General features: G+C 62.5%; 14 protein-coding genes. 8 read left to right on the top strand and 6 right to left on the bottom strand.

The window, feature by feature from the left end; all coding sequences use genetic code 11:
• Positions 1–25 precede the first annotated feature (25 nt).
• The 3 genes from nadA to AC6I99_RS13880 form a co-directional block, all read right to left on the bottom strand.
• Positions 26–1,333, bottom strand: a complete 1,308-nt coding sequence (nadA, locus tag AC6I99_RS13870; protein WP_309929106.1) for a quinolinate synthase NadA — start codon at positions 1,331–1,333, stop codon at positions 26–28.
• Entirely contained in the window at positions 1,330–2,049 is a 720-nt protein-coding gene (locus AC6I99_RS13875; RefSeq protein ID WP_223933379.1) for an NUDIX hydrolase, read from the bottom strand. The genes nadA and AC6I99_RS13875 overlap by 4 nt, the downstream gene beginning before the upstream one ends.
• A gap of 112 nt (positions 2,050–2,161) precedes the next feature.
• On the bottom strand, positions 2,162–2,635 hold the full coding sequence (locus AC6I99_RS13880; protein WP_216923913.1) for an Lrp/AsnC family transcriptional regulator: 474 nt from the start codon (positions 2,633–2,635) through the stop codon (positions 2,162–2,164).
• A 176-nt stretch (positions 2,636–2,811) separates the two neighbouring features.
• Here AC6I99_RS13880 and AC6I99_RS13885 point away from each other — a divergent pair, with 176 nt between their 5' ends.
• The 5 genes from AC6I99_RS13885 to AC6I99_RS13905 all read left to right on the top strand — a co-directional run bounded on the left by AC6I99_RS13885 (position 2,812) and on the right by AC6I99_RS13905 (position 7,596).
• Entirely contained in the window at positions 2,812–4,197 is a 1,386-nt protein-coding gene (locus tag AC6I99_RS13885; protein ID WP_497961126.1) for an amino acid permease, read from the top strand.
• A gap of 138 nt (positions 4,198–4,335) precedes the next feature.
• Positions 4,336–5,388 (top strand): thiamine pyrophosphate-dependent enzyme, encoded by a 1,053-nt coding sequence (locus tag AC6I99_RS13890; protein WP_497961127.1) that lies wholly within the window; start codon positions 4,336–4,338, stop codon positions 5,386–5,388.
• On the top strand, positions 5,381–6,442 hold the full coding sequence (locus AC6I99_RS13895; protein ID WP_497961128.1) for an alpha-ketoacid dehydrogenase subunit beta: 1,062 nt from the start codon (positions 5,381–5,383) through the stop codon (positions 6,440–6,442). Before AC6I99_RS13890 ends, AC6I99_RS13895 begins: the two co-directional genes overlap by 8 nt.
• On the top strand, positions 6,435–6,764 hold the full coding sequence (locus AC6I99_RS13900) for a biotin/lipoyl-containing protein (protein ID WP_224090878.1): 330 nt from the start codon (positions 6,435–6,437) through the stop codon (positions 6,762–6,764). Before AC6I99_RS13895 ends, AC6I99_RS13900 begins: the two co-directional genes overlap by 8 nt.
• Position 6,765: 1 nt before the next feature.
• Entirely contained in the window at positions 6,766–7,596 is an 831-nt protein-coding gene (locus AC6I99_RS13905; protein ID WP_497961129.1) for an alpha/beta fold hydrolase, read from the top strand.
• A gap of 52 nt (positions 7,597–7,648) precedes the next feature.
• On the opposite strand, the gene AC6I99_RS13910 is transcribed toward AC6I99_RS13905, so the two are convergent.
• Positions 7,649–8,062 (bottom strand): winged helix DNA-binding protein, encoded by a 414-nt coding sequence (locus AC6I99_RS13910; RefSeq protein WP_497961130.1) that lies wholly within the window; start codon positions 8,060–8,062, stop codon positions 7,649–7,651.
• A gap of 69 nt (positions 8,063–8,131) precedes the next feature.
• Here AC6I99_RS13910 and AC6I99_RS13915 point away from each other — a divergent pair, with 69 nt between their 5' ends.
• Complete coding sequence (locus AC6I99_RS13915) at positions 8,132–8,815, top strand: phosphoribosyltransferase (protein WP_497961131.1); 684 nt, start codon at positions 8,132–8,134, stop codon at positions 8,813–8,815.
• A gap of 104 nt (positions 8,816–8,919) precedes the next feature.
• On the opposite strand, the gene AC6I99_RS13920 is transcribed toward AC6I99_RS13915, so the two are convergent.
• Entirely contained in the window at positions 8,920–10,254 is a 1,335-nt protein-coding gene (locus tag AC6I99_RS13920; protein WP_224090888.1) for an MFS transporter, read from the bottom strand.
• A gap of 247 nt (positions 10,255–10,501) precedes the next feature.
• Here AC6I99_RS13920 and AC6I99_RS13925 point away from each other — a divergent pair, with 247 nt between their 5' ends.
• A complete protein-coding gene (locus tag AC6I99_RS13925) occupies positions 10,502–11,248 on the top strand; it encodes an IclR family transcriptional regulator (protein ID WP_224164634.1) in 747 nt (248 codons plus the stop codon).
• 143 nt (positions 11,249–11,391) lie between these two features.
• Complete coding sequence (locus tag AC6I99_RS13930; RefSeq protein ID WP_497961132.1) at positions 11,392–12,186, top strand: MoaF C-terminal domain-containing protein; 795 nt, start codon at positions 11,392–11,394, stop codon at positions 12,184–12,186.
• Positions 12,187–12,321: 135 nt separating this feature from the next.
• Here AC6I99_RS13930 and AC6I99_RS13935 read toward each other — a convergent pair whose 3' ends face one another.
• On the bottom strand, positions 12,322–13,797 hold the full coding sequence (locus AC6I99_RS13935) for an APC family permease (RefSeq protein ID WP_497961133.1): 1,476 nt from the start codon (positions 13,795–13,797) through the stop codon (positions 12,322–12,324).
• Between the last annotated feature and the right edge of the window lie 152 nt (positions 13,798–13,949).

The raw sequence follows: 13,949 nt of genomic DNA on the forward strand, positions 1-13,949 counted from the left end.
CCGGTAGACCGGCGTGGGTAGCGGGTTAGGCGGGCTTGGCGGCCAGCATGCGCTCCAGCGCAATTTTGGCGTTTTCCTGCACGGCGTCATCCACGGTGATGCGGTTGACGATGCGTCCTTCGACGAGTTCCTCCAGCACCCATGCGAGGTAGCCGGGGTGGATGCGGTACATGGTGGAGCAGGGGCAGATCACGGGGTCCAGGCAGAAGATCGTGTGCTGTGGGTTTTCCGCAGCGAGCCGGTTCACCATGTTGATTTCCGTACCGATGGCGAACGTGGTGGGTTCGGTGGCGGCAGCGATGGCCTTCTTGATGAAGTCGGTGGAACCGGCGGAGTCCGCGGCATCCACGACCTCCATGGGGCACTCGGGGTGCACGATTACGTTCACGCCGGGGAAATCGACGCGGGCCTTCTCGATCTGGCCTACGTTGAAGCGCTTGTGGACCGAGCAGAAGCCGTGCCAGAGGATCACGCGGGCGTCCAGCAGCGTCTGTTCGTCGTTGCCACCCAGTTCCTTGCGCGGGTTCCACATGGGCATCTGCTCGAGCGGGACGCCGAGGGCCTTTGCCGTGTTGCGGCCCAGGTGCTGGTCGGGGAAGAACAGGACGCGCTGCCCACGTTCGAAGGCCCATTCCAGGACAACTTTGGCGTTGGAGGACGTGCAGACAATTCCGCCGTTGCGGCCACAGAAGGCCTTCAGCGCAGCGGAGGAGTTCATGTAGGTGACGGGGATGACCGGAACGCGGCCCTGGGCATCAGTGTCCGTGCCGAAGATTTCTTCGAGCTGTTCCCAGCATTCCTCTACCGAGTCCTCATCAGCCATGTCCGCCATGGAGCAGCCAGCCGCGAGGTTCGGCAGGATGACGGCCTGTTCCGGCGTGGACAGGATGTCCGCAGTCTCCGCCATGAAGTGGACGCCGCAGAAGATGATGGCTTCGGCGTCGGGCTTTGTCAGCGCAGCGTTGGCCAGCTGGAAAGAGTCACCCACGAAGTCGGCGTACTGAATCACTTCGTCACGCTGGTAGAAGTGGCCCAGGATCACGGCGCGGTCCCCGAGCGTCTTTTTGGCAGCGCGGATCCGGGCATCCAGTTCGGCATCCGTTGCCCGTTTGTACTCGTCCGGGAGCTGTCCCTGGCGCGGCGTTTCCTTGGGAGCGACGTCGCTGCTGGAGGCTCCTGGTCCGTAGGCGGGGGCACCGGCAAGTGCCTCGGCAAGGTCATACTCCCAGGGGCCTTTGGCCAGGGCCGGGCTGCAGGTGGATCCGGCGGCGGAAAGCCCCTTCTCGGCTTCCTCCCGCGTGATCAGCTGGACGGCAGTGTTGACGCTGCTCATGGTGTACTCCTGTTATCTGGCCCGAGGCCGGGCGTGCCGGTGAAGCGGTAGAGGCGTGGCGGACGGTGTTTTCCGCCTTGCAGGTATTCACCGGTTTCTTCAATTTCCGGTGTGGCTTTGATGTGCCGGCGAAAGTTCGCCGGGTCCAGTTGACGGTCCAGGACGGCCTCGTAGACTTCGCGGACCTGCGCGAGCGTGAAGAACTCTCCCAGCAGGTGGTAGGCGATGGAACCGTAGGCCATTTTGTTGCGGAGCCGCCAGAGTGCGTAGTCCACGATCGCGTTGTGGTCGAAGGCGAGTTCGCCGAGCCTGTCTGCCCGGAACCACCGCACGTTTTCCGATTCGTCCGCGAGGGCGGCTTCGGTCGGCTGGACCAGGGCCCAGTAGACGATCGAGACGACCCGCTGGCTGGGTGATCGGTGCAGGCCGCCGAAAGCGTAGAGCTGCTCAAGATATTGCGGCGCCAGGCCCGTTGTCTCCCGGAGGTTGCGCGATGCCGCGTCCTGAAGGGACTCGTCGTGCGCCAAAGGACCGCCCGGCAGCGCCCACATGTCCTTGTAGGGCTCGCGGATCCTACGGACCAGCGGAAGCCACAGCGTGGGACGGCCGGACTTTTCGCTGGGACGGAGGGCGAAAATCACCGTCGAAATGGCCAACGACGGCGGCGCCAGGCGGCGTTCAGCAACGTTGGCTGATATCGGATTCACGGCGTTCACCTCGCTTTGTCGCCGCCTGGAGATCGTCCTCCATGCACTGGAACCTTAGTTAAAGTCACTATGACTAGAACTAATGGTACGACTCCGCAGCCTCTAGGCAAAATGCTTTGCGTCACACTGACTTGGCGGCGGCTTCCATCAGCGGCAGGGTCCGGCCCTGGATGTGGCTGTTGAGCACAATGACGGACGAACAACGGACCACGGATTTAGTGGCGATCATGGCATCCAACACGCGTTGCATGTCCGGATTGGAACGGGCCGCGATACGCACCATGAGGTCCGAATTGCCTGTCACGGTGTGCACTTCGATGATCTCCGGGATGGCGCTCAGGCTCTGGATAATGGCGTCGTGACCGATCTCCTGGGTGATGGTGACCGAACAGAATGCCACCACGGGAAAGCCGAAGTTGGCAGGATCCGGCTGCGGAACCCAGGAGCCGATCACTCCGTTCTCGATCATTCGGTCAATCCGGGATTGCACCGTAGCCCTGGCAACCCTCAGCACACGGGAGGCCTCCAAGACGGAAGACCTCGGCGAATCAGTGAAGAAACGTACAATTTTTGCATCAAGCGCATCGACCAGCATCAAAGTTCCTGTCCCCGGGGATTCTTACCCATCACATCGCCACAGCAAAAAGTGATGTATCTTACAAACTGCGAGAATTATTCCACGGCTCTTGCTGCGTCGTCGACGCCCAGCTTGCTCAGCCCAAGAGGCCGGCTCGCTACACCAAGTATGAAATCCATAGAAGGTAGACACGTATGACAACGAAGTCCATCGCGGCTCCTGCGCCAACATCCGGCCTTGGCCATTCACTTAAGCCACGCCAACTCACCATGATGGGGCTCGGAAGCGCCATCGGAGCAGGCCTCTTCCTCGGCTCCGGCGCAGGCATCCAGGCCGCCGGACCGGCGGTCCTGATCTCCTACCTCGTAGCGGGTACCCTGATCATCCTGGTCATGTGGGCCCTGGGCGAGATGGCTGCCGCAAACCCCAACAGCGGAGCATTCTCCGTCTACGCCGAAAAAGCCATGGGCAAGACCGCCGGCGGCACCATTGGCTGGCTCTGGTGGCTGCAACTGGTGGTGGTCATCGCAGCCGAAGCCCTTGGCGCGGCAGGCCTGCTCTTTACCGTCTGGCCAGTGATCCCGGTGTGGGTGCTCGCACTGGTGTTCATGGTGGCGTTCACCGGCATCAACCTCGTGGGCGTACGCAATTTTGGCGAGTTCGAATTCTGGTTCGCGATCCTGAAAGTCGCGGCAATCGTCATCTTCCTCCTCATCGGGGCAGCCCTGCTGTTCGGCTGGTTGCCCAACGTTGCCTCGCCGGGCCTCTCGGCCTTCGGAGACTTCGCCCCCAACGGAATCGGCGGAATCGCAGCTGCCTTGTTCGTAGTGATCTTCGCCTTCGGCGGAACGGAAATCGTCAGCGTCGCCGCTGCTGAAACAGAGAACCCCGCGCACAGCGTCGGCAAGGCCATCCGGACGGTGGTTTGGCGCATCCTGGTCTTCTACATCGGCTCGGTTTTCGTCATCGCAGCGGCTCTTCCCGTTGGCTCCGACGGCCTGAAGTCCCCGTTCGCCGGCGTACTGGACCTCGCCGGTATCCCGGGAGCGGGCGCTGCGATCACGCTCGTCGCTGTCGTCGCACTGTTGTCAGCCCTGAACGCCAACCTCTACGGCGCTTCAAGGATGATCTTCTCCCTGTCCGAGCGCGGCGAGGCTCCTGGTTTCCTGTCCAAGCTGAGCGGCTCCAAGGTGCCGGTGGCCGCCGTCGGGATTTCCGTTGCGTTCGGCTTCATCGCGACCGTCCTGGAATTGCTCTTCCCCGAGCACGTACTGCCTGCGCTCCTGAACCTCGTGGGATCCACATGCCTGGTGGTGTGGGGCACTGCCCTGGTCTCCCAGTTCATCCTGCGCCGCAGGGCCGACCGCGCAGGAACCGAGCTGCCGCTGCGCATGAAGGGCTTCCCGGTGCTTACGGTCGTGGGGATCGTCCTGCTGGGCATCATCCTCGTGGTGGGTTTTGCCAACCCTGAGAGCGCCGGCCAGCTGATCGGTACGTTCATCCTGATCCTGGTTATCGCCGCCGGATGCTTCCTCAACGCCAAGGCGAAGGCCGGTAAGCAGCCCGTGCACATCAAGTAGCCACCTGCCTATTGAAACCAAGAGGTCCTGCGCAATTTGTTTTGCGCAGGACCTCTTTGCGTATCCAAATTGTACAAAGTGTTTCCTTGAAACTGAGCTGATTGCGCACACCCGCTAGCGGTGACTAGGGTCACAGCCATGACTACCAAACACCTGCTCGCCGCCGTCGATGAGGATGCGGCGCCGCTCACGCACGAACAGCTCCGTGAGCTCTACGCCCTGATGGCTTCCGTCCGCCACCTGGACACAGCAGCCGTCGCCTGGCAGCGCCAGGGCATCATCCCCGGCTATGCGCCCCAGCTGGGCCAGGAAGCCGCGCAGGTAGGCAGCGGATACGCCGTTGACCGGACCATGGACTTCGTGTTCCCCACATATCGCGAGATGGGCGTGGCCCGGGCAATGGGCCTGGACATGGTGGGCTACATGTCCACGCACAAAGCCACGTGGCATGGCGGAATGTACAACCCGCTGGATTCCCGCTTCGCTCCCATCCAGGCTGTAGTGGCGGGATCCGTATTGCATGCTGTCGGCTGGGCCCACGGCCAAACCCTTTCCGGAAAGCCCGACGGCGAACGCGGCGTTGCCATGACGTACTTCGGCGATGGAGCATCCTCCCAGGGCGATGTCCACGAGGCCATGAACTTTGCCGCTGTGATGAAGGCGCCAGTGGTCTTCTTCATCCAGAACAACGGCTGGGCGATCTCCGTCCCCACGGAGCGCCAGGTTGCCGGCGGCTCAGTCGCTGCGCGCGCGGCTGGATACGGAATTCCTTCGCTGCAGGTGGACGGCAACGACGTCGTCGCAGTCTTCGAGGCCACCCGTTCGGCTTTCGCCCATTGCCGCGCGGGTCACGGGCCGGTTGTCATTGAAGCGATGACCTACCGCCGCGGGCCCCACTCCACGGCGGACGACCCCGGACGTTACCGCACCCTGGATGAGGAACGGCTCGGCGCGGGCGAGGATCCCCTTGAGCGGTTCCGGCAGCGCCTGCTCGCTGACGGAGTAGCGGATGCAGCGTTTTTCGCCGAAGCACAACGGAGAGCCGAGGAGGAAGAGGAAGCCATTCGTTCAGGTATCGAGGCCCTTGGCCCACGACCGGGAGCCGAAATGTTCAGCCTGGTCTTCCAGGAACCAACACCCACCCTTCAATCCCAGGCCACAGCGTGGCGCAAGGAGTCCGAACATGTCTGAGACGATCACAGAAGCGCCGGGGACCGCGACTGACACGGCTGCGCCCGTTCTGCAGATGTCCATGCAGCAGGCCCTCAACCGCGCACTGGACGAAATCCTGGCCGACTATCCCAAAACTGTCATCTTCGGTGAAGACTGCGGCCGCCTCGGCGGCGTCTTCCGCATCACCGATGGCCTGCAGGCCAAGCACGGCGAGGAGCGCGTCTTTGACACTCCACTGGCCGAGTCCGGCATCCTGGGCATGTCGGTGGGCCTGGCCATGGCCGGCTTCCACCCCATCCCGGAAGTCCAGTTCGACGGCTTCGCCTACCCGGCCATCAACCAGATCATCTGCCAGATCGCGCGCATGAACTACCGCAGCCGCGGCACGCTCCCGATGCCCATCACGCTCAGGGTTCCCAGCTTCGGCGGAATCCGCGCCCCCGAACACCACGGCGAAAGCCTCGAAGCACTCTTTGCGCACGTTCCCGGGCTGAAAGTGGTTTCTCCCTCCAACCCGCACGACGCCTATCACCTCCTCAAGTACGCAGCCACTCGGCCGGATCCCGTCATCTTCATGGAGCCCAAGTCCCGCTACTGGCAGAAAGGTCCGGTGGACGTCACCTCTGCGACTCCCGGCACAGAGGCGTCCGACGGCGGCAGTCCCACCGGAGCCCGCGTGGTTCGGGAAGGCCGACACCTGACCCTCGTCGCATGGGGTGCCATGGTGGCCCGCTGCCTCCAGGTTGCCGAACTTGCTGCCGAGGACGGCATCGACGTCGAGGTCCTGGACCTGCGCTGGCTGAAGCCGATCGACGCCGAAGCCCTGGCGACGTCCGTCGGTAAGACGCGACGCGCCGTCGTCGTCCATGAAGCGCCCCTGACCTCAGGCCTTGGTGCCGAGGTCGCCCAACTCATCACGCAGCGTTGCTTCGACACGCTGAAGGCTCCGGTGGAGCGCGTGACCGGCTTCGACGTCCCCTACCCCTCCGGTGATCTCGAAGACGAATACATTCCGAACATCGACCGCATCCTCTTTGGGATCCAACGCGTACTGGAGTACCGCCGTGGCTGAAATTTCCTTCCCGCTCCCCGATCTGGGCGAAGGCCTCATCGAGGCAACCGTGCTGGACTGGCTGGTCTCACCGGGCCAACAGGTGGAACGCAACCAACCCCTCGTCGAGCTCGAAACAAGCAAGTCGGCCCTCGAATTGCCCAGCCCCCAGGCAGGTAAAGTGGTGCGTATTCACGGGGCGCCCGGTGACACCATCAACGTCGGCGAACCGCTGATCGTGTTCGAGGTACCGGATGACACCGCCGGGATCGTGGGCACTGTTCCAAAGGACGAAGCACCCAAGCGCCGGGTCCGCCTGAGCGCCGTACTCGATGAGGACTGACATGATGACCGGCAGGCACACCGTGGAACAGCACAGGCACACAGTTGAGGGCACCGACCCCGAATTGTTCGTTGAAGTGCATGAACCAGCCACCGATGCCGGACTACGACCCGTCCTGTTGATCCACGGTTTCTCCTCATCCAGCAAGCTCAACTGGGCGGACAGTGACTGGATCACCACGCTGCAGGAAGCCGGCCGTCGGGTCATCACCGTGGATCTTCCCGGTCACGGCCAAAGCCATTCCCCCGAGGACCTGGATTCGTACACCCCCAGCCGGATCCGCGCCGACCTCCTGCAGATCGTGACCGACGCCGGCGCGCGGCCCCTGCGCGACGGCGATCCTTCCACGGGACTGGACATCGTGGGTTACTCGTTGGGATCCCGGCTGGCGTGGGAGTTCGCCGCGACACAGCCTGACCTGGTTCACCGGATCGTCCTGGGCGGACCGAGTTCAGCGGATCCCCTGGCAGCCTTCGACCTCGCCGCCGCCCAGCGGCACCTGGCCGATGGCACACCTATTGAGGACCAGTCCACTGCGGGGTTGCTGAAGATGGCTCAGTTGCTGCCGAGCAATGACCTGTTCGCCATGCTTTCGCTGATCGAAGCCATCAAGGGTGAGCCCTTCGATCCTGCCGAAGCCGCCCCGCACGTGCCCATTCTCTTGGTTGCCGGCGAGAAAGACGATCGCGCGGCCACCATGCCTGAGCTTGCGTCCATTGCCGGCAAGCGCGGTGCCATGGTGGAGACCCTGGTGGTCCCGGGACGCACGCACACCAACGTGATCACCAGCCGGGCTTTCAAGGACGCGGCCATCGAGTTCCTGGGCGTGTAGTGATCCTGGGCGGGTATTGATCCTGGGCGGGTAGCGATCGCGCTGGCCGGCGCTAACGGCTCAACCGCTCCGCGTTAAGGCTCATTCGTTCCAGGACGCTCAACGCCATGGCATATTCATCGATTCCTATGCCCATGGAAAGGTCCTGGCGGGCGGCTTCCACATAGCGGAGGGCCTCGTGGTATTTTTCGCGGCCGAGCTCGCTGAGCGCCAGGCGGTCATCAATCATCGTGATCATGCCCCTGCCCACCAACGAGGCAAGCTCCCGCTCCCGCAGGCGCGCGTCATTGCCCCAGAACGGGCGCAGGATATCATCCAGCTCATCAGGACGGACCGTTCCCTCTGCCAAAGTGCCCAGGGCCTGCCACTGCCGCCGGCTCAGCTTGACCCGGGCCAGAGTGGCATCAAGCTGGAGTTCCAGCGCGGCGTCGAGCCTTTTGATCCAATATCCAATGGGCTTGTTCACAAGCCCATGCTTCCAGCGGATGCCTCACCCGGCAAGCTTTGAACGGTAGGCTGGAAGAAGCCAAATTACGTGGAAGTGGGGCAAATGGGCATGCGTTTCAAGGACCGGGCGGAAGCCGGCCGGCGCCTGGCCGAAGGACTCCCCCAGTTCAGGGAACGGCCAGACACGATCGTCCTTGGCCTGGCCCGCGGAGGTGTCCCCCTGGCCGTGGCGGCCGCCTCCGCCTTGTACCTGCCCTTCGGTACCATCCTGGTCCGCAAACTGGGGATACCGGGACGCGAGGAGACTGCCTACGGCGCACTTGCGTGGTGCCAGGGCGACGTCGTCCGCATCGTCAATAAGCCGCTGAAGGAACATGTCCTGGCCCATGGCATCAGCCAGGCCGCGTTGGATGCAGTAGAGGCACATGAACGCGCCGAACTACTTCGGCGCGCACGGCAATACCCTGGAATCGAAAACGACCTTCGAGGTAAGACCGTCATTCTGGTGGACGATGGCCTGGCTACCGGCGCCACCATGCGTGCTGCCGTGGAGGCTGTGCGGGCATCAGGTGCCCGCACAGTGGTCGCCGCCGTTCCCGTGGCCTCGCTGGAAGCCGCAACATCCTTGGCACGGGTGTGCGACTTCGTGATGGCACTGCACACGCCGGGCAAATTCCATGCTGTTGGGGCCTTTTATGAGCGTTTTGAACAGTTGACGGATCACGACGTCGTGGAGCAGCTGGAAGGTGCAGAGGCCCCAAGGGCGAAATAGCTGCTTAACGCCCCGGGCGGGCCCGGTTTTACAACCGCGCCCGCCCGGAAAATCACTGTGTTGCTGGGATTGGATCTGTTGCTGGGATTGGATCTGTTGCTGGCCTAGTGATGAACACTGAAGCCGAGGGGGCGGCCCTTGGTCTCCTTGGCCAGAATTACTCCCACGGCTGAGACGATGCAGAGGCCCATGATGTACAGGCCCACTGATCCGGACCACTTGGTGGCGTCCAACAAAGCCTGGGCAATCAAAGGGGCGAAGGCCCCGCCGAGAATGGCGCCCAAGGCGTAGCCGATGGAGATTCCCGAGTAGCGGACGTGGGCAGGGAACATCTCGGCGTACATGGCTGACATCGGCCCATAGGACAAGCCAAGCCCGATGGTGAGGACGAACAAAGCTATTCCGTAGAGCAGGATGTCCTTGGAATCGATCAAAGCGAACATGGGGATCATCCATGCGAACACCAGGCCGTAACCGAGCAGGAACGTCTTTACGCGGCCAATCTTGTCCGAAAGCCAGCCTCCCACCATGGTGAAGATGAGCCACCCGAAGGAGGCAACCGTGGTGGCCAGGAGGACCTGGGGCGCCGGCATCTTCAGCGCCTTGGTGGCGTAGGAGATAAAGAAGGCGATCAACAGGTAGCCTGCGGCATTGTTGGCGATGAAGATCAGTGCCGCGAGGATGACCTCCTTCTTGTTATTCCGGAACAGCTCGCTCAGGGGCGCCTTGCTTTCGGCCTTGCGCTGCGCGATTTCCTTGAAGACCGGGCTTTCCCCGACTGCGCGGCGAATGAGGTAGCCCACCACGATCAGAACCACGGAAAGCAGGAACGGCACGCGCCAACCCCAGGCTGCAAAGTCTTCCTTTGACATGCCCGACTGCAGGAAGAACAGGAGGCCGGTTGCCAGGATCATGCCGATGGGCACGCCGATCTGCGGGTAAGCACCGAAAAGTCCGCGCTTGCTGATCGGAGCATGCTCTACAGCCATCAGGGCGGCGCCGCCCCACTCACCACCGGCCGAGAAGCCCTGGACCACCCGAAGGGTGATCAGCAGAATCGGGGCCCAAAGCCCGATTGTTCCGTAGGTGGGCAGCACGCCGATCAGGGCCGTCGCCGCCCCCATCATGACAAGCGTCATGACCAGGACTGCCTTGCGTCCCAGCCTGTCGCCGAGGTGTCCGGCAACGAATGCCCCCAATGGCCGGAAGAGAAAGCTGATGCCGATGGTGGCGAAGGACAGAATTTGCGCCACTCCGGGGTTCGATTTTTCCAGGGGAGTCAGGAACAGCGGCGACAACAGCGTTGCCGTGAGCTGGGCAAAGATGAAGAAGTCGTACCACTCAATGGTGGTGCCGACCAAAGTCCCTGCCAGGACCCGGCGCTCTTCGCGCTTACTGCTTGGGCCCGACGCAGAGTCGACAGTGGAAGTTGCGGTCATTGGAACTCCAGGGGTGAGAGTGACTGGTCGGTGCATGGCTGGCATTAACCGACAGAACGGTCAGTTAGGAAAGACTACTACATACCGTGACCCAGCGCACAGCCTTTATCCCGCCACAACGGGAAAAATGCTGCTCAAGAACACAATTGTTCTATAGTTGAATAGTCAATTCGTATATGGAACGATATCTTGATGAGGTGTGCAACACAAGAGTTGACCGCCGCATGCCGTCACCCGCCAACATAGGATGGTTTGCATGAGTCCCCGCAGCGACGTCAAAAGTCCGCAGGAAGCAGCAACCCAGGCGCCGCCGTCGCAAACCCTCTCACGGGGAATCCGTGCACTGGAGATCCTTGCCGAAGCCGAACGCCCGCTTAGCATTGCTGAACTCGCCGAAGCCCTGGGAGTGCACCGTTCTGTTGCCTACCGCATCCTCCGGACGTTGGAAGACCACTCGCTGTTGATCAGGGACGATTCAGGCCGCGTCCAGCCCGGCCCCGGACTGGCCGTCCTGGCACGTGGGGTCTCCAGCAACCTGCAAACAGCTGCCCTTCCAGAGCTCACCCAGCTGGCGAATACCCTGCACATGACCGCTTTCCTGGCAGTTTGGGACCACCAGGAATGCGTCACGCTGGTCACCGTGGAACCCCGGCATTCAGGCGCCGCACTCGCCCAGCATCCCGGAAGCCGCCACCCTATAGGTATTGGCGCACCCGGCATCGCCATCCAATCGACCATGACCGAGGACCGTTGGCGTCAGGTAGGAGCAGGTATCCCCTACCGCCCCGAGGCGCACGAAGCCCGACGCATCGGCTACGCCACCAGCCACGATGAAGTGATCGCCGGGTTGTCATCAATCGCCGCTCCCATCCACGTCCCGGGCGGACGGCCGGCCGCAATCGCCGTCGTCTATATCCGCCTCGACCAGGACGCCGACGCCGTGGGTAAGGAGTTGGCTGCCAGCGCCATGCGCATCGAGAGCCAGTTGGCCTGAACCCCTCCTCCGCAGGCCAGGCATTCCTTCTGGGTCAAGTGCCCTGCCCCACAGCACAAGACCCACAGCCGCGGGAACCCAATACTCGAAGAAGGGCAGGAATTTTCCTGTCCTTCGTTTCGTCGAGCACTGAGAAGGAACCCATGAGCCTGAATCTTCTTGATACCTCCAGCTGGCTGCCCCTGGACGGTTTGGCGCCCGGCTTCGATGCCAACAAAGCCCCCACCGTCCAGGACCTGGCGGGACGGGAATTTGCCGTCCGCAGCGATGGCGTGCCCATGACGTTCAGCTTTGATGACGAAGAAGTCCAATGGGCTGCGGCCGGAAACAGCGGGACGGCATCCTACGAGGCCTTCCTCGTAGCCGATGAGCTCTACTACGCCCAATGGCACAGTCCTGTGGAGGAAGGCCTCGCCGTTTCCTTGATCCTGGACCTCGCCAACGGACGCGCGCTCTACGTCGGCGCTCTTCTGGGACACGCATCCCCCGGCTCAACGGCAGTCCAGCACGATTTCCGCCCCGGCACCCTCGAAGGTTTCAGCGCCAATGGAACACCCATCGCGGAGAGCACAGGCCTGATCGGGCGGCGCGTCGAATGGGTGTACAGCGATGCCCACGCCTACGAACACATCTACCTCAGCCCTACCTGGTACACCTGGCAGTGCCTCGCCGGACCGGAGCGGGGCCTCGCAGACACCGATTCCAATACCGTCTTCGAAATCCGGCCCGGAATTTTCGTCTTTACCTGGCGCGAAAAGGTCATCCCGTGCGGCTCCGTGACCATAGCCGATCATCGGAGCCCCAAAGCAATCCGCTCACATGGCAGCCTTTTCGGCTGGGATGAGGCTGGCACCAAGCCTGTGCATTTCACGTTCGGCGCCCGCGGCCGGTTGATCAGCATCACCCACCACAGCCCGGAGCTTGACCCTTCGGTGTAGCTGGCCCGGCTCGAATCAATCACAGCAACAAGACACGAAAGAAAGCCCCGGCACCAGATTGAACTGGTCACCCGCCGGGGCTTTCTTTCGTGCGGTGCTTCCGCGTACGGAACAGTCTCAGTCTTCGAAACAGTCTCAGTCTTCGGAGCCGTGGCCGATCCGGGCATAGAGTCCGGGCTGCGAGCGCCGCAGGCGCAGCCCCCACGCGATTCCCACCAGGCCCGGCAGAAGCACTACCAGCGGCAGGACGAATGTTGCCGCCGTCGATTCCGTCTGGCCGAGAAGGACGTTGAAGTTGGCAAGGATGAGCACAAACACTACCGCCAGGAAAACAAAGCCAAGGCCGGGCGCAACAACCCGCACCCACAGGCTGGCACCATGCCGGTTCCGGCGGAAGAAGCCAATCACTGCGGCGGACACTACGGTCATGAGCAGGACCAGCCCCATGGCACCGCTGTTTGTCAGCCAGGTGAACATGGTCAGCACGGGATACAGTTCACCAAGTTCAGAACCTGATCCCGCGATGGCGAAGGCAACAGTCACGACGACGGCAATCACCGTTTGCGCCAGCGACCCCGCAAAGGGTGCGCCACTCCCTGTGCGGACTGCTGCGAAGAACGGTGGGATGACGCGCTCCCGGCCCAGCGAGAAGAAGTATCGCGCCACTGCGTTGTGGAAGCTGACCAAGGCGGCGAAAAGGCTGGTCACGAACAGGATCTGCGCGATATCACTCAACAGCACGCCTCCGTTGGTGCCCAGGAAGGCGAAGATCATGTCCGGGCCACTGTTGGTGGCTGTTTCAATGACTGCAGATGGGCCTGCACCGACGGTCATTGCCCAAGCGGAGGCGGCATAGAAGAGGGCGATGATGGCAACCGCTGCGAAGGTAGCACGGGCAACGGTTCGCTGGGGATCTTTTGACTCTTCGCCATAGATGGCCGCCGATTCAAAGCCCATGAAGGCGGCGATTCCGAAGGAAAGGACTGCGCCGATGCCGGGGACGAACAGGCTTTCGGGGCTGAACGAGCCTGCAGACACTCCTTCAGGTGCCACGGCAAGGCAGATGACGTCATAGGCGATGACCACCAGGAATTCCAGGGCCACCAGGACGCCCAGCACTTTTGCCGAGAGATCCACCCGGTTAACTCCCAGCCAGCCGACAATTGCGATGCAGACCAGCACTGGGATCCACCAGGGAACGCTGATGCCCAGCCTTGCCGAGAGCAGTGAGGAGACGGTGAAGCCGAAGAGCCCATAGATGCCTACCTGCATAAGGTTGTAGGCCATCAAGGCGACCAGCGAGGCTCCCACACCGGCCGGCCTTGAAATGCCTTGGGCAATGTAGGCGTAGAAGGCGCCGGCGTTGGTGACATAACGGCTCATGGCCGCGTACCCTACTGCGAACAGTGCCAGGATCCCGCCGAGGATCAGGAACGAAAGCGGGACTCCTGTCACCCCGGTGACAGCGAAGGTGGTGGTCACCCCGCCCGCAAGGACGGTCAGCGGCGCGGAGGCCGCAATAATCATGAAGGTCACGGCCGGGACGCCCAGACGCCTCTTGGTGTCTGCGGGCCCGGCGATCTTGCGCTTAACGGGGTTATCCACGCTCATTGGTTGTGCTCCTGCCTCGGTGCCGGACGGAGATTGCGCGGCACGGTGTGGGTCATTCCGCAATCTTCCTCCGCCAAGGCACCGCGTGACTTGTCTCACACGGCAAGGTGTTTGTCAGTGCACGCAAGCACAGCCCTCGTAAAGTCCCCCGG

The organism is Arthrobacter sp. TmtSoilC77, from assembly GCF_059739415.1.

What these genes read in the sequence shown, in the direction of transcription:
- AC6I99_RS13935 (WP_497961133.1), bottom strand. Translation starts at nt 13,797, where the DNA reads ATGAGCGTGGATAACCCCGTTAAGCGCAAGATCGCCGGGCCCGCAGAC.
- AC6I99_RS13885 (WP_497961126.1), top strand. Translation starts at nt 2,812, where the DNA reads ATGACAACGAAGTCCATCGCGGCTCCTGCGCCAACATCCGGCCTTGGC.
- AC6I99_RS13930 (WP_497961132.1), top strand. Translation starts at nt 11,392, where the DNA reads ATGAGCCTGAATCTTCTTGATACCTCCAGCTGGCTGCCCCTGGACGGT.
- AC6I99_RS13890 (WP_497961127.1), top strand. Translation starts at nt 4,336, where the DNA reads ATGACTACCAAACACCTGCTCGCCGCCGTCGATGAGGATGCGGCGCCG.
- AC6I99_RS13895 (WP_497961128.1), top strand. Translation starts at nt 5,381, where the DNA reads ATGTCTGAGACGATCACAGAAGCGCCGGGGACCGCGACTGACACGGCT.
- AC6I99_RS13925 (WP_224164634.1), top strand. Translation starts at nt 10,502, where the DNA reads ATGGTTTGCATGAGTCCCCGCAGCGACGTCAAAAGTCCGCAGGAAGCA.
- nadA (WP_309929106.1), bottom strand. Translation starts at nt 1,333, where the DNA reads ATGAGCAGCGTCAACACTGCCGTCCAGCTGATCACGCGGGAGGAAGCC.
- AC6I99_RS13920 (WP_224090888.1), bottom strand. Translation starts at nt 10,254, where the DNA reads ATGACCGCAACTTCCACTGTCGACTCTGCGTCGGGCCCAAGCAGTAAG.
- AC6I99_RS13880 (WP_216923913.1), bottom strand. Translation starts at nt 2,635, where the DNA reads ATGCTGGTCGATGCGCTTGATGCAAAAATTGTACGTTTCTTCACTGAT.
- AC6I99_RS13905 (WP_497961129.1), top strand. Translation starts at nt 6,766, where the DNA reads ATGATGACCGGCAGGCACACCGTGGAACAGCACAGGCACACAGTTGAG.